At 44.3% G+C, this 17,711-nt stretch carries 11 protein-coding genes; 7 read left to right on the forward strand and 4 right to left on the reverse strand.

Annotation, left to right across the window (positions count from 1 at the left end):
• Positions 1-95: 95 nt before the first annotated feature.
• Positions 96-2,396, forward strand: a complete 2,301-nt coding sequence (locus ACLI09_RS06380; RefSeq protein WP_411418765.1) for a choice-of-anchor L domain-containing protein — start codon at positions 96-98, stop codon at positions 2,394-2,396.
• A 102-nt stretch (positions 2,397-2,498) separates the two neighbouring features.
• Positions 2,499-4,772, forward strand: coding sequence for a choice-of-anchor L domain-containing protein (locus ACLI09_RS06385; RefSeq protein WP_411418766.1), 2,274 nt, complete (start codon positions 2,499-2,501; stop codon positions 4,770-4,772).
• A 40-nt stretch (positions 4,773-4,812) separates the two neighbouring features.
• On the opposite strand, the gene ACLI09_RS06390 is transcribed toward ACLI09_RS06385, so the two are convergent.
• The gene (locus ACLI09_RS06390) at positions 4,813-6,156 is read right to left on the reverse strand and encodes a T9SS type A sorting domain-containing protein (RefSeq protein WP_411418767.1); all 1,344 of its coding nucleotides are present in this window, start codon (positions 6,154-6,156) and stop codon (positions 4,813-4,815) included.
• A 412-nt stretch (positions 6,157-6,568) separates the two neighbouring features.
• The gene (locus tag ACLI09_RS06395) at positions 6,569-7,111 is read right to left on the reverse strand and encodes a DUF2892 domain-containing protein (protein WP_411418768.1); all 543 of its coding nucleotides are present in this window, start codon (positions 7,109-7,111) and stop codon (positions 6,569-6,571) included.
• 169 nt (positions 7,112-7,280) lie between these two features.
• Here ACLI09_RS06395 and rpmH point away from each other — a divergent pair, with 169 nt between their 5' ends.
• The 3 genes from rpmH (at position 7,281) to ACLI09_RS06410 (ending at position 11,819) form a co-directional block, all read left to right on the forward strand.
• Positions 7,281-7,442, forward strand: coding sequence for a 50S ribosomal protein L34 (gene rpmH / locus ACLI09_RS06400; protein ID WP_008464848.1), 162 nt, complete (start codon positions 7,281-7,283; stop codon positions 7,440-7,442).
• Positions 7,443-7,754: 312 nt separating this feature from the next.
• Positions 7,755-10,607: a carbamoyl-phosphate synthase large subunit gene (carB, locus tag ACLI09_RS06405; protein ID WP_411418769.1), complete on the forward strand. Its 2,853-nt coding sequence runs from the start codon at positions 7,755-7,757 to the stop codon at positions 10,605-10,607.
• 183 nt (positions 10,608-10,790) lie between these two features.
• Positions 10,791-11,819: a hypothetical protein gene (locus tag ACLI09_RS06410; RefSeq protein ID WP_411418770.1), complete on the forward strand. Its 1,029-nt coding sequence runs from the start codon at positions 10,791-10,793 to the stop codon at positions 11,817-11,819.
• Positions 11,820-11,869: 50 nt separating this feature from the next.
• Here the strand turns inward: ACLI09_RS06410 and ACLI09_RS06415 are convergent, their stop codons facing one another.
• Positions 11,870-12,307: a response regulator gene (locus tag ACLI09_RS06415; RefSeq protein WP_411418771.1), complete on the reverse strand. Its 438-nt coding sequence runs from the start codon at positions 12,305-12,307 to the stop codon at positions 11,870-11,872.
• A gap of 238 nt (positions 12,308-12,545) precedes the next feature.
• Between ACLI09_RS06415 and ACLI09_RS06420 the strand changes: the two genes are divergently transcribed.
• Positions 12,546-14,594 (forward strand): CotH kinase family protein, encoded by a 2,049-nt coding sequence (locus ACLI09_RS06420; RefSeq protein WP_411418772.1) that lies wholly within the window; start codon positions 12,546-12,548, stop codon positions 14,592-14,594.
• Positions 14,595-14,700: 106 nt separating this feature from the next.
• On the opposite strand, the gene typA is transcribed toward ACLI09_RS06420, so the two are convergent.
• Positions 14,701-16,500, reverse strand: coding sequence for a translational GTPase TypA (gene typA, locus ACLI09_RS06425; RefSeq protein ID WP_411418773.1), 1,800 nt, complete (start codon positions 16,498-16,500; stop codon positions 14,701-14,703).
• Positions 16,501-16,769: 269 nt separating this feature from the next.
• On the opposite strand from typA, the gene ACLI09_RS06430 reads away from it, so the two are divergent.
• On the forward strand, positions 16,770-17,669 hold the full coding sequence (locus tag ACLI09_RS06430; protein WP_411418774.1) for a MerR family transcriptional regulator: 900 nt from the start codon (positions 16,770-16,772) through the stop codon (positions 17,667-17,669).
• Positions 17,670-17,711: the final 42 nt, after the last annotated feature.

The raw sequence follows: 17,711 nt of genomic DNA on the forward strand, positions 1-17,711 counted from the left end.
GAGTCAAATAGTATTTATTTTATTAAATAAACGTTAAGGTTTTAACACTTTAATACATCATTAAAGCAGTAACTTGTAGTATCTTTGGCGCACTTATGAAAAGAAGCGCCCTTTATACCCTTGCTCTGCTGCTGATTACCCTTTCGGCAAACGCCCAGTATATACAGGTAGACAATACCTATACCGCGCAAGAACTGGTAGACGCGCTTATGGCCAACTCCTGCACACAGGTAAGTAATGCAACAGTTAACGGCGCTCCTTCCAGTGTGGCCAGCTACGGCTATTTTAACGCTGGTTCTTCCACCTTTCCGTTTACCGGTGGGGTGGTTTTAACTTCCGGTTTTGCAAATTCTGCACCCGGGCCCAATTTAACTACATTAAGCGAGGGCTTAAACAACTGGGGGGGCGATAACGACCTTGAAAATGCTATTAATACCACGGCCACTAAAAACGCAACCGTGCTGGAGTTTGATTTTATTCCCCTTACAAACAACATCAGCTTTGATTATATTTTCACATCAGAAGAATACCTGCAAAACGCGCCGGAGGGCTGGTGCAACTACAGCGATGGCTTTGCGTTCCTGATAAGGCCGGTGGGCAGTAGCGCCCCCTATGAAAACCTTGCCGTAATACCGGGCACAAACACACCCATAAAAGTTACCAGCGTGCGTGGCCCCGGCTCCTGCCCTACCGCAAACGCAGAGTATTTTGGCAGCTACAATACCGTTGCAAGCCCTATAAATTTTAACGGGCAAACGGTAGCGCTAACCGCCGCTACCACCGTAGTGGCAGGTACCGCCTACCATATAAAGCTGGTAATTGCAGACCAGGACGATACCCAGTTTGATTCGGCAATATTTTTAGGCGAAGGCAGTTTTAACGCCGGAACCGATATTGGCGAAGACAGGCTGCTTACAGCGGGCAACCCACTGTGCGCCGGGGAAACGTTAGTGCTTGACGGAACCGTTTCAAACGCTGTATCCTACCAGTGGTTTAAAAATAATGCCGCTATAGCCGGCGCTGTAAACGCGCAATATACCGTAAACACAGCAGGCGATTACCGTGTAGAAATAACCCTTGCAGGCGGCTGTTCAAGCTCCGGTACCATAACTATTGAATATGCACCTGTACCCAATACCGCCACCATTAGAGCCTATCAGTGTGACGACGACAGCGATGGCATAACCGATTATTATTTTTCGCAAATCTCGGCGCAGGTAGCAGCCCGGCCTGATAATTACACCGTGCTTTCTTACCACACCACCCAGCCCGATGCCGCCGCCGATGTTAATCCTATACTACTTGCAACCCCCGATGCACCTTACCGCAACCTCACCCCCGGGCAGCTTATTTATGCACGTGCGCAAAATACCTACGGCTGTGCCTTTACCATACCTGTAGTGCTTGATGTACCCGTACCTGTTACCGCCACATGGGGTATTGTAGGGCGTTGTGACAGTACCGATGGCGCAGATGATGGCTTTGTGCAGTTTAACCTAAACGATATCGCGGCAGGCATGCAGGCGGCTTACCCCACTACAGCCTCAGTAAAATTTTATGCATCTTATGATGAGGCTTTAAAGCTGGGCGCCACATTACCCCTGCAATATACAAATACCATTGCCCTGGCCGAAACCATTTATGCCCGCTTAGACGATGCTGCCGGTTGTAACACGGTAGTAGCGGTACCATTGCGTGTATACAGCTTTGGCGATGCCCTTGCCCCGCAAGAAGATTTTGTATGTGATGGCCATACCCTTACCTTTGATGCGGGCACCGGCTATGCAGCTTACTCATGGAATACTACGCCGGTACAAACAACGCAAACGCTAACCGTAACGCAGGGCGGTACCTATACCGTAACCCTTACCACAAATGAAGGCTGCGTGGGTACAAAAACCTTTACGGCAGTACGCTCCGGTGCCGCTACCGGCGCAACATATCAAATTAACGATTTTAGGGGTAGCAGCAATTCCGTTACCATTATGGCAGAAGGGAGCGGCAGGTACCACTACTCTTTAGATGGCCAAACCTACCAGGAGAGCCCTGAATTTGTTAACCTGCCCTCTGGCCTGTATACCTATTACATTATGGATGTAAACGGGTGTAGCCCCGTATATTCAAAATCATTTTATATACTGGATTACCCCAAATTCTTTACGCCTAACAGCGACGGCTATAAAGACACCTGGCGTATACCGTATATGAGCACACGGCCCACTATTGCAGTAACCATATTCGACCGTTTCGGGCAGCTCATTACCGGGTTTACCGGCGCATCATCCGGATGGGATGGAACGCTTAACGGCCATCCTTTGCCTGCAGGAGACTATTGGTTTGCCATAAACCTTGAAAACGGGGAAGTGGTAAAAGGGCATTTTTCGCTCATCAGGTAGTTAACATTTAACACATGTTAACGGGAGGGTTGCCGCATATTTTGCAGTATCTTTGCACCCGCCATGATCTTCAGGAAATTACATTTCGCATTTGTTATATTCATGCTGGTAATCACATCAGCATCAGCCCAGTATATATTGGTAAATGATAGCTTTACCCCCCATGACCTTGTTAATACTATATTAGTTAATAACACCTGCGTATCGGTAAGCAATGTTACGGTTTCCGGCTTGTCGGATGATTTTTCGGGTGAGCAGAGTTATGGCAGTTTTAATGCCAATGGCGGCAGCTTCCCTTTCCAGGATGGTATTATACTGAGCACCGGCAGGGCGGTCTTGGCCCAGGGGCCTAATACCTCACTGCTTGATGACGGCAACCTGCCCGGGTGGGGTGGCGATAACGACCTTGAGGCGGCATTAGGCATTAACAACTCTGTAAATGCCACCCTGTTAGAATTTGATTTTATCCCTATAGCCAATACCATCAGTTTTGAGTATATGCTTTCCAGCGAAGAATACCACGACAATGCCCCCTGCCGCTATTCAGATGGTTTTGCCTTTTTACTGAAGGAAGCCGGCACTAACAATCCGTACACTAACCTTGCAGTAATTCCGGGTACCGATATACCGGTAAAAGTTACATCCGTACATCCGTTAATAGGTGGTAATAACGGATGCCCCGCTCAAAATGAAGCCTACTTTGATGCCTTTAACGGTACCCAACACCCCACAAACTTTAACGGGCAAACCAAGGTACTTACCGCTTTTTCTTACGTTACACCCGGCACCCAATACCATATAAAGCTGGTAATTGCCGATGAGGGCAATTACCGGTACGATTCCGCCATCTTTTTGGGTGGAGGCAGTTTTACCGCTAAGGTAGACCTGGGCCCGGACAGGGTTTTTGCCAATAACAGCCCACTATGCAGCGGCGAGGCCTATCCGCTTGATGCTACTGTACCGGGCGCCACAGGGTACCAGTGGTACAAAAATGGCAGCGCCCTTACCGGGGAGACCACAGCGGCTTACACTGCTACGTCGGCGGGGGATTATAGCGTTACAGTGCAGTTTACGGCAGGTTGCACCGCTGAGGGCGATGTAACCCTGGAGTATGACGCCCCGTTAAACTTTGGCAGCTTTACATTGCTGCAATGCGATGAAGACGGCGATGGGCTCACACAGTATAACCTGGCGCTGGCCGGTGTATTGGCACAAAACGGCAATGCAAACCTGCAGGCCACTGCCTATTACCTTAGCCCTGCCGATGCCGCAAACGACGTACCGATACCTAATGCTGATAATTTTGCCAATACAACGCCCAACCAGCCCATATATGTAAAGCTGGAAAACCAGTACCGATGCAGTGGTATTGCCACGGTAGTGATTTCTACGTCTGCTAATACGGTTACCAGCCCCGCCCCTTTTGAAGTGTGCGATACCGATGGTAGTGACGACGGCCTTTTTACATTCAGCATTACCCCGCTCGACGCGGAGATAACAAGCGGCCTGCCCACAGGTTTGCAGATAAAGTATTATACTACATACCAGGATGCCCTTTTGTATGATAACCCTGTTACAAACCCCGCAGCATTTACTAATACTATACCTTATAGCCAGACTATCTATGCCCGTATAAACCAGGGCGGCGACTGTTATGGCATTGCCGAAGTACCGCTTGTAATACATAGCTTTGGCGATGCCCAAAACGATGAAACCGTATACCTGTGCGAGGGCAGCCCTTTAACCCTTGACGCGGGAGATTATAAAAGTTATACCTGGGCTACTGTACCCGTGCAAACCACACGTGAAGTAGTGGTAAATGATGTAGGCGCCTATAGCGTAACCGTAACCAATAATTTTGACTGTACCGGTACCAAAACCTTTAACGTAGTACTAAGCGGGCCGGTTACCGCACTTAGCGTAGAAACCGCCGACTTTAAAAACGGGCAAAACACCATTACTGCTATAGCCAGCGGCGCGGGCAATTTTGAATACTCCCTGGATGGTATTAATTTCCAGGGCAGCCCTGTCTTTGAACACCTTGAAGCGGGTGCCTATACCGTTTATGCACGCGACAGCAACGGTTGCGGAAATACGGTAACTAAAAAAGCCTACGTACTGGATTACCCAAAATACTTTACCCCTAATGGCGATGCATGGCACGAAACCTGGCGCATTCCCTACCTGGGTAACAGGCAGGGCGTATCGGTAGTTGTGTACGACCGTTTCGGCAAGCTCATTACCGCCTTTAGGGGAAATTCACCCGGATGGGACGGCACGCTTGACGGTAACAAACTACCCGCTACAGATTACTGGTTTATCATTACGCTTGAAGACGGCAGCGAGGTAAAAGGGCATTTTGCCCTGATACGGTAATTCAGGAACGCTAACCTATAAGTATTTGAGTGTAAAAAGTTTAGTCCTTAATAAACTTTTCTGTCCACTGCTGTGTACCTGCGTTAATTTTAATAAAATAAACCCCGTTGATAAGGCGTTCCACGTTTATTTGCGCAGTGTTTTGTGTTTGTTCCAATATTACCTTACCTGATATATCTGTTATCGTTACCTTATCGGCAACTATGTTTTCGGGGTACTGTATGTTTAAAGCCGTTGATGCCGGGTTAGGATACACTTTTATACCTAACAACCCATTACCTGCAACAGCTAGTGTTGTACGTTGGTACACCCTTACATAATCTATGAGCGTAGTGCAGGGGAAAACAGCCTGGGGTACGATAGCGCCACCATAACTCATGTTATCATTACCGCCTACACCTGCCGAGAGTATCATGTAAAATTCATGGTCAAAAGGTTTCCACTGGTTAAAATGGTGCGAGTACTCCGACTTGAATGTCCTTTTGCCGTTAACCATAACCTTAGTATCATAGTCCTGGCCGTCGGGAGCATTGCCTAAAACTCCACCGTCATTAAAGTAGTGTATGTGGTATATGTGTTCATCAATACTAAACTCTATTCGGTTATCAAACCAGTCGATGCGGTACAGGTGGTAGCCGCTGCTCCCTGCCTGGATTTCAGAGTCGGCTACAGGCCAGTTGCCATAGCCGGGGTTTGTTGCGGGCACCTCCTGCTGCTCATAGTTATAATAGCCACCTTTATGGCCGTGGTTCCAGGCCTGGTACTGGTTGTTTTCCCAACTCCAGGCATAGTGCACGCTGCCCAGGTTATAAAACGGTATAGCCCCTACAAATTCGGTAATGTCTATTTCGCCGCCCTGAGGCCACATAATATAAGCTTGGTCGGCAGGCTTTTCGGCGGGCATCATCCAGAAGGCAAAACCCTGGCCTTTATATTTTACATCGCGCGGCCATATGCGGGCCTCTATGCGTGTACCCGGCCCTGCAGAAAACTTGCCGCTGGTGTTTATGCGACCACTAGTATAATTTCGGTCGATATACCATTCATGGCGGGTGGTTATGGCAAGTGCTCCATCGCCAGGGTTATTTGTGCTGGGCAGTATGCTTACATTTTCAGTACGGGCCCGATCGAGCTGTCCGGTGCCAAAGTCGCCGTTAACGCCGGTGCCCGTTTCATACACCCAATTGCTAGTATTTAAAGAAGTACCGTTAAACTCATCGTTCCATAGCAGCGTGTAGCCGGCATATGAGGCTACAGAAGCATCGGTATCATTATCAAGGGTTTCGGTAACTGAGATAGGTGCCGTGTCAGGATTGGTTGCTGTTTGTCCGTTGCAAATTACAGGCATAATTGCCGGCAGCAATAGTAAAATGATCTTTTTCATAACGTTAAGAACTAAAAATAGATGTTTGGATATTTTGGATACCACAAATATATAGAAAAATTATAACGATGTAGTAATTGAAGTAAAAACAAAAAGCCGCTTTTGGATGGATATGTTTTTAGATTGTAACACAGAGATTCGCAGAGGAGCACAGAGATACACTGAGAGAAAGAGCTAATGCCTTCGGCAGAGAACACAAAACTGTACTGTTAACTGTTACCATACAGCTCTGTGTTCTCGTGCTGTAAGCACAATCTTTTTAAAACTCCGTGTATCTCTGTGCTCCTCTGCGAATCTCTGTGCTAAAGCTTAATCTTAGAAAAACTGTTTTAAAGCTTTGCAACCCTCAACTCTTTATGAGTACTTTGTTTACTTTATCCCATAAAAAAACCGCCCTAAGGCGGTTCTCATATTAATATCTTCTCATCTGTTGCTGCACGGGGCCTTTCTTAAGGTTAGCCTTCATCATGGCTATCTGGTCTTTCAGCATACCCTGTTTGTCCAGCTTCTTGCTTTCGCTAAGCCATTTTTCGGCTTCTATCTTTCGCCCTTTGCTTATGGCTATACCGGCAAGGTTAAGTTTTGCCATGGCAAGGTCCTGGTCCATATTTAGGCCCAGTTCTACGGCTTTCTTCAGGTACTTCTCTGCCTGGTTAAGGTTGGTCTGGCTCAGCATCAATCCTTTAAGGTAGTTGTAGTAGCCTTCCTGCTTGCGTACCAAGGCAGTGTGCGGGTTTTTTATCTTGTCGAGCAGCTTGTTAGCGCCGTCAAAATCCTGTTTGCGCAGTTTAAGAAAGGCCATGATAATTATCTCATTTTTAAAGTACGTAAGCACTACTAAAAGCGCTATTAATATGAGGAAAATACCGTTACCTATATTATTTTCTGTAAATTGCCAGATGGCCGTTGCAAAGATAGCTGCGGCAAGCCCCAGCTTTATATTTTTGTTAATCATAATGCCTTGTATAAAATTGCGGTTGCAAAGGTAATAATTTTGCCGCGAAATATTTTTTTATAAAAGCACTTGTGCATAAAAAAAAGCTTTGTATATTTGCACTCGGTTTTTCGGGGTAGTTCCTGTAGCCGTACTAAAGCGATATATAAAGATTTAAAGATACAAAGCAATGAGCAAAAGAACTTTTCAACCATCAAAGAGAAAAAGGAGAAACAAGCACGGTTTTATGGACAGGATGGCCTCTGCCAACGGTAGGAAAGTGCTTGCTCGCAGAAGGGCTAAAGGCCGCCACAAACTAACTGTTAGTAGCGAACCACGCCACAAGAAATAATGTTTTTATAAAACATACATAAAGGTGTTACTTATTTTTAGTAACGCCTTTTTTTATACCCAAGCCTCACTCGCCAAAAGGCCTCACTCCCTCCCGATAGCTATCGGGACTCTCCGAAGGAGAGGGGGAACAGCTGCATTCAGGTACTGTCAGAGCTGAGTAATTCAGGAGACAACCGTACACGACTCCCCTCTCTTTTGGAGAGGGGTTGGAGTGAGGTCTTAAGTAGTATAAAAGACTTAAAATAATATTGTAAATTTGCACAGCCCGATGGAGGGCCTTATATACTAAACACACAACTACAACAACACAATGCCAAAAGACACTTCCATTAAATCTGTACTGATTATCGGCTCGGGCCCCATAGTTATAGGCCAGGCCTGCGAGTTTGACTACGCCGGTTCGCAGGCGGCGCGCTCCATAAGGGAAGAGGGGATAGAAGTTATCCTTATCAACTCTAACCCGGCTACCATCATGACCGACCCTTCTATGGCAGACCACGTGTACCTGAAGCCGCTTAATACAAAGTCGATAATAGAAATACTTAAAGCACACCCTAATATCGACGCCGTACTGCCTACCATGGGCGGGCAAACGGCGCTTAACCTGTGCCTTGAGGCCGAGGAAAAGGGCATTTGGGCCGACTTTAACGTTCGCCTTATAGGGGTTGATGTTAACGCCATAAATATTACCGAAGACCGCGAGCAGTTTAAGCAATTACTGGAGCGCATAGGCATACCTGCCGCGCCGGCTAAAACGGCAAACTCGTTCCTTAAAGGGAAAGAAATAGCGCAGGAGTTTGGGTTTCCGTTGGTGATACGCCCGTCGTTTACACTGGGTGGTACAGGGGCTGCTTTTGTACACAAAAAAGAAGATTTTGACAACCTGCTTACCTATGGCCTTGAGATGTCGCCCATACATGAGGTGCTTATCGACAAAGCCCTTTTAGGCTGGAAAGAATATGAATTAGAATTACTTCGCGATAAGAACGATAATGTGGTTATTATCTGTTCTATCGAAAATATGGACCCTATGGGCATCCACACCGGTGATAGTATCACCGTAGCGCCTGCCATGACGCTTAGCGATACTACGTTCCAGAAAATGAGGGACATGGCCATACTGATGATGCGCAGCATAGGCAACTTTGCCGGCGGCTGTAACGTGCAGTTTGCCGTAAGCCCTGATGAAAAAGAAGATATCGTAGCCATCGAAATAAACCCAAGGGTATCACGCTCATCGGCACTGGCCAGTAAAGCTACCGGTTACCCTATTGCAAAAATAGCCTCTAAACTGGCATTAGGTTACCACCTTGACGAACTACAGAATCAAATTACAAAATCTACGTCGGCTTTATTTGAGCCAACGCTTGACTATGTAATCGTTAAAATACCGCGCTGGAACTTTGATAAATTTGAAGGAGCCGACCGTACCCTGGGCCTCCAGATGAAATCAGTAGGGGAAGTTATGGGCATAGGCCGCTCGTTTCAGGAGGCGCTGCACAAGGCCACCCAGTCGCTTGAAATTAAGCGCAACGGGCTGGGTGCCGATGGCAAGGGTTATACCAACTACGACCAGATTATTGATAAGCTTACCCACGCCAGCTGGGACCGTGTGTTTGTGATTTACGATGCCATACAAATGGGCATCCCGCTGAGCCGCATCCACGAAATTACTAAAATAGACATGTGGTTCCTTAAGCAATATGAGGAACTGTATTCACTTGAAAAAGAAATTTCTACCTTTAATATTGATACGCTTCCTAAAGAATTGCTTCTTGAGGCTAAACAGAAAGGCTTTGCCGACAGGCAGCTGGCCCACATGATGGGCTGCAAAGAAAGCGATGTATACAGCAAACGTGAAGAAATGGGCGTTAAGCGCGTGTACAAGCTGGTTGATACCTGCGCCGCAGAGTTTGAAGCTAAAACGCCATACTACTACTCAACGTTTGAGGCGGAGATAGAAAAAGCGGATGGTACTAAATATGTACATAACGAGAGTATAGTATCTGACCGTAAAAAGGTTGTAGTACTGGGCTCAGGGCCTAACCGTATAGGCCAGGGTATTGAGTTTGACTATTCGTGTGTACATGGCGTACTGGCTGCCGCCGAATGCGGTTACGAAACCATCATGATAAACTGTAACCCTGAAACCGTATCAACAGATTTTGATACCGCTGATAAGCTGTACTTTGAGCCGGTGTTCTGGGAGCATATATACGACATTATCCGCCATGAAAAGCCCGAAGGCGTTATCGTACAGCTGGGTGGGCAAACCGCCCTTAAGCTGGCCGAGAAGCTTGACCGCTATGGCATAAAAATATTAGGCACCAGCTTTGACGCGCTGGACTTAGCCGAAGACAGAGGCCGCTTCTCAGACCTGCTGACGGAGTTGGGTATACCATTCCCCCAGTTTGGTATCGCGGAGAGTGCAGACGAGGCCAGTGTGCTTGCCGAGACGCTTGACTTCCCGCTACTGGTAAGGCCAAGTTATGTACTGGGCGGCCAGGGCATGAAGATTGTTATCAACAAGCAGGAGCTTGAAGAGCATGTTATCGACCTGCTAAAGAGCATACCGGGCAACAAACTGCTACTTGACCACTACCTTGATGGCGCCATAGAGGCCGAAGCCGATGCCATTTGCGACGGTGAAGATGTATACATTATAGGCATCATGGAGCACATAGAGCCGTGTGGGGTACACTCTGGCGACAGTAATGCCACCCTGCCCCCATTCAACCTGGGTGAGTTTGTAATGCAGCAGATAAAAGACCACACTAAAAAGATAGCGCTTGCGCTTAAAACGGTAGGGCTTATCAACATACAGTTTGCTATTAAAGATGATATCGTATACATTATAGAGGCCAACCCAAGGGCGAGCCGCACGGTGCCGTTTATTGCAAAAGCCTATGGCGAGCCGTATGTAAACTATGCTACTAAGGTAATGCTGGGCGCTAAAAAGATAAAAGACTTTACCTTTAACCCGCAGCTTAAGGGCTTTGCCATCAAGCAGCCGGTGTTCTCGTTCAGCAAGTTCCCTGGCGTGAATAAAAAACTGGGGCCTGAGATGAAGTCAACCGGCGAGAGCATCCTCTTTATAGACGACCTGAAGGACGACCAGTTCTATGAGCTGTACAGCCGCAGGAAAATGTACCTTAGCAAATAGCCACATTTTTTGTGACTTCTATAAATAATAAAGCCTCTATGTAGAGGCTTTTGTTATTTAAAAATCGAAAATTAAATCATTATTATAATGCTGATATACAATTAAATTATTAGATTTAAAAAAAATATTTATTCTATGAGTTCGCAGAGGGACACTTTAACTGATCAACTAAAAAGTTTTTACATGACATTTGAAGAGATAAGTTCTGAAGCTTTTCTTAGAACTGATAGGTTAGCAAGTCAATCTTTAAGTGAATACAAAAATGACCATCTAGATATTCTAAAAAAATTGAATATAATTTGTGATAATTTGGATGAACTAAGCATAACTGTTTTAATTTCTCTTTCAACTTATTTTACTAATTATTATGCTTTTATAAATACTTTATGTAGAATTGATGATAAGGAGTTTATTAGGCAAAAAGAAATCAACGAAAATTTATTTGAGAAGCATGTCGAGGATTTTAAAGAAATTTGGTCTAAAATAGCCGGTCTGGTTATTCATAAAGGGCAAATTAAAGATATGAATATCTTATCAAATGATCTTAAAAATAAAGTAGATTCATTGGGTAATCAAGCATCTTTATTAGAAAAAAATATAAGGGAGTCGCAAAGCCTTAAAAATTCTTTAGAAGCTCAATTAGAGGAGCAAAAGAAAAGATACGAAACAACCAATACTAATCAAGAGTTAGAAAAACAAAGTGATGTTTATAAAACAATCGCTGAAAAATATAAAAGCAACGCAAAGGCATGGCTTGTAGGCGTAATTCTGTCTGGATTGCTTTTAATTATCGTTTTGTTTTGCATGAAATCAAATTTCTGTTTTGACCTCGGATGTTACAGTACAACAAAATTATTAGATTATAATGAAGTATGTCAAGAATGTGGTGAACATGTATTGTGGCTCGAAATGTTTAAATCTATATTTTTTCGATTAATAATTATTTCGATTAATATCTATATACTTACTTTTTGTGTAAAAAATTATAACGCCTGTATGCACAACAAGATAACTAATGAGGTTAGACAGAACTCGTTTACTTCTGCTTTACATTTTTATAATACTACAACAGGTGATAAAAAAGATGAAATTTTATTGAGGGCAACTGAGGCTATTTTTAGCCATCGAAATACTGGCTACAATGGTAAAGGAAGTGAGCCTGTAAGCCCATCAATAGTTCAAAATATAATTGATAAGGTTAACCCCAGTTAAACAGAAAATGCCCCCTATAGGGCATTTTCTGTTTTATAAAAAGATAAGAATTATATCCTGTTTGCTATCTTAGCCACTTTCCAGTAGCGTACGATGTCTGTAAGTAACTGCTCATAATCCGCATAATCATTTGGCTTGGTAAAGTAACCCTGTACCGAGAGTTCGTATGATTTTTTCATAAACTCGGTATTATCTCCCGATGTGGTAAGGAACACATAGGGTACGCACTTGTCGCGTAATACGGGGTTGTCAAATATTATACGCCTTATTTCAAACCCGTTAAGCCTGGGCATATTGATATCGGATACAATTAGAAAGGGCGAGTCCGGCGTGTCAGTCAAAAACTTTAGCGCGTCTTCGCCGTTATTAAAAGTAAGTACTTCATTAGTATAATCATTTTTCCGGATGACTATATCAAATACTTCCTGTATCACCTCCAGGTCTTCCCTATCGTCATCAATAACTATAATTTTTCCGTTTAAATTCATCTTACTAATATTACTTCTTACAAAAATAAGGTTTTTGCCACAAGTGGCAAAATTATACAATAAAGTGTATCGCGTGTTATGTTTTAAGTCCGGAAAACCACTTAAGGCTATTTTGCGTTAAAAAGCCCATAGAGCAATTATATATTTGTTAAATAATTACATAAATATAACATTTAATTAACATACTCTTTAATTAATGAAAAATGCCTCTATATTTGCACAAACGCTACACTAACAAATGAACACACAATTACTTAATCGCTTTAACGGCAGTAAGCTGTTTTTGCTGCTCCTTTTATTACAGGCAATAGGCTATGCCCAGGTAAACTTTACCCAAAGTAACCTGCCTATTGTAATTATTACCACCGATAACAACGCCGAGATTCCGGACGACCCTAAAATACCGGCGAGTATGAAGATTATTTACCATACCGATGGCAGTACCAATTATGTAAGTGACCAGGATACTCCATCATTGTTAAATTACAGCGGGCGTATAAAGATAGAGCTGCGTGGCTCAAGTTCGCAGGATTTACCCAAGAAACAATACAGCTGGACCACGTATGAAAATAATGACACCACCAAGAAAAAGGTAAGCATTATGGGCATGCCAAAGCAAAACGACTGGATTTTAAACGGCCTCGCTTTCGACCCGTCGCTCATCCGTGATTACCTTTCGTACAACCTTTCGCGCCAAATGGGCTACTATACCACGCGCACCCAGTGGTGTGAAGTAATAATAAACGGCGATTACCGCGGGCTGTACATCCTCCAGGAAAAACTGAAACAGGATGAAAACCGCATTAATATTGAAGAGATAGCCGAAGATGCCTCAGAAGGTATGCCCCTTACCGGCGGCTATATTACTAAGGCAGACAAAACAACAGGCGGCGACCCGGTGGCCTGGAGCATGCAATCGTATGTAGGGTGGACGGATTTTATACATGAATTGCCAAAGCCGGAAGATGTTACCCCAGCCCAGGATGATTATATACACGGGCAGTTTAATAGCCTTGCCAGCACATCAGATGCTCATAATAACGACTTTGCAACGGGATATCCATCTATTATCGATATACCCACTTTTGTAGATTTTATGGTAATGTCTGAAATTTCGGGCAATGTAGATACCTACCAGATAAGCACCTATTTCCATAAGGATATTGGTGGAAAACTGCGTGCCGGCCCTATTTGGGATTATAACCTTACCTACGGCAACGACCTTTTTATATATGGTTTTGACCGCAGCCACTACAACGTTTGGCAATTTGATAATGGCGATAACGAAGGACCTAAATTTTGGAAAGACCTGTATAATACTCCGCTGTTTAAATGTTATTTTTCACGCAGGTGGCATGAGGTTACACAGGCGGGGCAGCCGCTTAATGTGCAAAGCATTAATGCCTTTATAGATGAAACAACCGCACTTATAGCTGATGCGGCAGTACGCGAACAGGAACGCTGGGGCACAGTACCGGATTTTGCCGGAGAAGTGCAAACCATGAAAAACTGGATAGCGCAGCGCATCGCATGGATTAATAACCACATAGGCAGTTACTCGGCGTGCGAAAACCCTGTGCTTCCCTCACTGGTAATTACCAAAATAAATTACAACCCGGGAGAATCTCCCGAGTTCCCGGAATCTGATGATCAGGAGTTTTTCGCCATAAAAAACACCGGTAACACGGCTGTAGACCTTACCGGCATCTACCTGCGTGAGCTTGGCATATCCTACCAGTTTCCGGCAGGCAGCTCTATTGCAGCAGGCGAAACGTATTTTATAGCCGGTAACCCTGAGGTATTTGAGCAAAAGTATGGTTACGCACCGTTTGGCGAATTTCAGCGCACGCTGCCAAACAGCACGCTGAATTTAGTGCTTGCCGATGGTATGGGTAATATTATAGATGCCGTAGCATATGATGATGATGCTCCCTGGCCTAGTGCCGATGGTAACGGAATGTACCTAACGCTGACTGACGAAAGCCTTGACAACAGCCTGCCTGGAAGCTGGGCAGCAGTGCCCGATGCTACGCTGGGAATTAAAGGTATAAAAGCCGATGCCAAAGTGTCGTTGTACCCAAATCCGGTGACGAACGTGCTTAACATACAGGCGAACGAAATTATTGATACTTTCGAGGTGTATAATATCTATGGCAAACAGTTGCAAAAAGGATATACCGGCGGGCTTACTGTACAGGCCAACTTTAGCGGCTATGCATCAGGGGTTTATTTTATAAAAATAAAAACTACCTCTGGCACTACGACTAAAAAAGTTGTGAAACAGTAATTTCCACATCATTATATGCATAAAGAAAAACAAAAGCCTCCGCGATTGCGGAGGCTTTTACTATTTATAAAATACAGTTGCCAGCAAGCCGACAGCCATAAACTAATTACGCTATTTTAAAACGCTTACGGTCATTCTCAGTAAGGTAAATTTTGCGAAGGCGCAGGCTCTTAGGCGTTACCTCTACATATTCATCTTTCTGGATGTACTCAAGGGCTTCCTCAAGGGAGAATTTAACCGCAGGTATAATCCTCGCTTTATCATCCGCACCTGAAGAACGTACGTTACTAAGTTTTTTGGTTTTGGTAACGTTAACCGTCATATCATCACCACGGCTGTTTTCACCTATAACCTGGCCTTCGTAAATGTCCTCGTTAGGGTCTACAAAGAACTTGCCACGGTCTTGCAGCTTATCAATAGAGTAAGGTATCGCCTTACCGTTTTCCATAGAAATAAGCGATCCGCTCAAACGGCCCGGTATTTCACCTTTGTACGGCTGGTATTCAAGGAAACGGTGCGCCATGATGGCCTCACCCGCAGTTGCGGTAAGCAGCTGGTTCCTAAGCCCGATAATACCACGAGATGGTATAAGGAACTTAACAATCATACGCTCTCCTTTTGGCTCCATACTCAGCATTTCGCCTTTACGCATGGTTACAAACTCTACCGCACGGCCACTTAGGTTTTCCGGTAAGTCGATGGTAAGCTCTTCGATAGGCTCACATTTGCGGCCATCAATTTCTTTAATGATAACCTGCGGCTGGCCTATTTGCAACTCGTAGCCTTCCCTCCTCATCGTCTCAATAAGAACCGACAAGTGAAGTACGCCACGGCCAAATACCATAAATTTATCGGCACTATCGGTATCGGCTACGCGAAGTGCAAGGTTTTTTTCAAGCTCTTTGGCTAACCTGTCTTTAATGTGGCGCGAGGTAACAAATTTACCTTCTTTGCCAAAGAAAGGAGAGTCGTTAATGGTGAAAAGCATACTCATGGTAGGCTCATCAATAGCTATTGATGTAAGCGCTTCAGGGTTTTCAAAATCGGCAACGGTATCGCCTATCTCAAAACCTTCCAGGCCTACTATGGCACAAATATCTCCGGCTACCACTTCGCTTACTTTTAAGCGGCCAAGGCCCTCAAAAGTATGAAGCTCCTTAATTTTTGATTTGCTTATTTTACCGTCGCGTTTTACAAGAGATACGTTCATACCTTCTTTAAGTACGCCCCTTTCAAGGCGGCCTATGGCAATACGGCCGGTAAAGCTGCTAAAGTCAAGAGATGTAATAAGCATTTGCGGTGTACCTTCAGATACTTTAGGTGCAGGCACGTGCTCTATAACCATGTCAAGAAGCGGCTCTATATTGGTTGTAACATTCTCCCAATGGTCGCTCATCCAGTTGTTTTTTGCACTACCATATACAGTAGGGAAATCAAGCTGCCACTCTTCGGCGCCAAGCTCAAACATCAGGTCAAACACCTTTTCGTGCACTTCCTCAGGGGTACAGTTTTCTTTATCTACTTTGTTGATAACCACACATGGTTTAAGGCCAAGGTCTAACGCTTTTTGAAGTACAAAACGTGTTTGTGGCATAGGGCCTTCAAAAGCATCCACCAGCAGGCAAACACCATCGGCCATGTTAAGTACGCGCTCTACTTCGCCACCAAAGTCGGCGTGGCCCGGGGTATCAATAATATTGATCTTGGTACCTTTATATACAACCGAAACGTTTTTTGAGGTAATGGTAATACCACGCTCACGCTCAAGGTCGTTGTTGTCCAGTATCAGGTCGCCGGTATTCTCGTTTTCACGGAATAATTGGCAGTGGTACATAATTTTGTCTACCAGGGTAGTTTTACCGTGGTCTACGTGGGCAATAATTGCAATGTTTCTAATAGCAGCCATCTGTCTTTTTTTGAAGCTGCAAAGGTACATTTTATTTTGACAAAAAAAACTTTAGCTATGAGCATGTTAGGTATTAAAGCAAAAAAATGACACCAACTAAATGTTATTGTAACATTAACCGTGTTAAAACGGGTGTAAACTGCATTTAACTGCTGCCCTATCCTGAAATGCTATAGATGCTAAAAAACACAGCGCTACTATTTTAAGGTAACTTTATACTATTAGTATTACAAAATTGTTTACTTTTGTTCAATCTTTACACGAAAAGAATGAACAATATTAAAAACACCTTTACCATTAAGGACCTTGAAAACCTCACCGGCATTAAGGCCCACACCATACGCATATGGGAAAAAAGGTATAATATATTAACACCATTGCGTACCGATACCAATATAAGGGTATACGACGCGCACAGCCTTCAAAAGCTTTTAAATATAAATACCCTTAATACCTTTGGGTACAAAATAAGTACGATTTCTAAAGTTGCCGAGGAAAAGCTGCCCGCAATGGTTAAAGAGATACTGAGCGGCAAAACCATTAACAACCACGTGTTGAGTAACTTTAAGCTGTCGATGATGAATTTTGACGTGCAACTGTTTCTACGTACTTATGAGGCCGTGGCTAAAACAAATACGTTTAGCTATATTTTTCATAACTGCTTTATGCAGCTCCTTGAAGAGATAGGCAACCTGTGGCAGACGGGCACCATAACGCCCGCGCACGAACATTTTATAAGCAACCTGATAAAGCAAAAGATAGCAGTAAATACCGAAGCGCAGCAGCTGGCCGAAGTAGTGCGCACAGACCGTGTATTTGTGCTGTACCTGCCGGAGGGCGAAATACACGAAATAGGCCTTATGCTACTTAACTATGAACTGCTGCTGGCAGGCTTCCGCACGGTATACCTGGGCGAGAGCGTGCCCCTGGCTAACATACGCGATATTAAAAAAACGTTTGATAATATTACATTTATTACCTACCTTACTGTAGAACCCGCCATTGCGGAAATACCCCACTTTATTAGCCAGATGAAGGAAAGTGTGGTTAACGACAGCACTACGCAGCTACTGATTTTTGGCCGCCATGCAGAGGTAATAAACCCGCTTACTGTGGGTACGCCCATCAAAACCTTTTCGTCTATAAAAAGTTTTACAGATACTTTATAGATAAGATTTTAACAACTGTTATAGGGTATTTTAAAGTTATAA

Source organism: Flavobacterium sp. RHBU_24, assembly GCF_046613695.1.
Lineage (GTDB): Bacteria > Bacteroidota > Bacteroidia > Flavobacteriales > Flavobacteriaceae > Flavobacterium.

Bases quoted from the DNA above. Each gene is read 5' to 3' on its own strand.
- ACLI09_RS06380 (WP_411418765.1), top strand. From the start codon at position 96: ATGAAAAGAAGCGCCCTTTATACCCTTGCTCTGCTGCTGATTACCCTT.
- ACLI09_RS06385 (WP_411418766.1), top strand. From the start codon at position 2,499: ATGCTGGTAATCACATCAGCATCAGCCCAGTATATATTGGTAAATGAT.
- ACLI09_RS06390 (WP_411418767.1), bottom strand. From the start codon at position 6,156: ATGAAAAAGATCATTTTACTATTGCTGCCGGCAATTATGCCTGTAATT.
- ACLI09_RS06395 (WP_411418768.1), bottom strand. From the start codon at position 7,111: ATGATTAACAAAAATATAAAGCTGGGGCTTGCCGCAGCTATCTTTGCA.
- rpmH (WP_008464848.1), top strand. From the start codon at position 7,281: ATGAGCAAAAGAACTTTTCAACCATCAAAGAGAAAAAGGAGAAACAAG.
- carB (WP_411418769.1), top strand. From the start codon at position 7,755: ATGCCAAAAGACACTTCCATTAAATCTGTACTGATTATCGGCTCGGGC.
- ACLI09_RS06410 (WP_411418770.1), top strand. From the start codon at position 10,791: ATGACATTTGAAGAGATAAGTTCTGAAGCTTTTCTTAGAACTGATAGG.
- ACLI09_RS06415 (WP_411418771.1), bottom strand. From the start codon at position 12,307: ATGAATTTAAACGGAAAAATTATAGTTATTGATGACGATAGGGAAGAC.
- ACLI09_RS06420 (WP_411418772.1), top strand. From the start codon at position 12,546: ATGAACACACAATTACTTAATCGCTTTAACGGCAGTAAGCTGTTTTTG.
- typA (WP_411418773.1), bottom strand. From the start codon at position 16,500: ATGGCTGCTATTAGAAACATTGCAATTATTGCCCACGTAGACCACGGT.
- ACLI09_RS06430 (WP_411418774.1), top strand. From the start codon at position 16,770: ATGAACAATATTAAAAACACCTTTACCATTAAGGACCTTGAAAACCTC.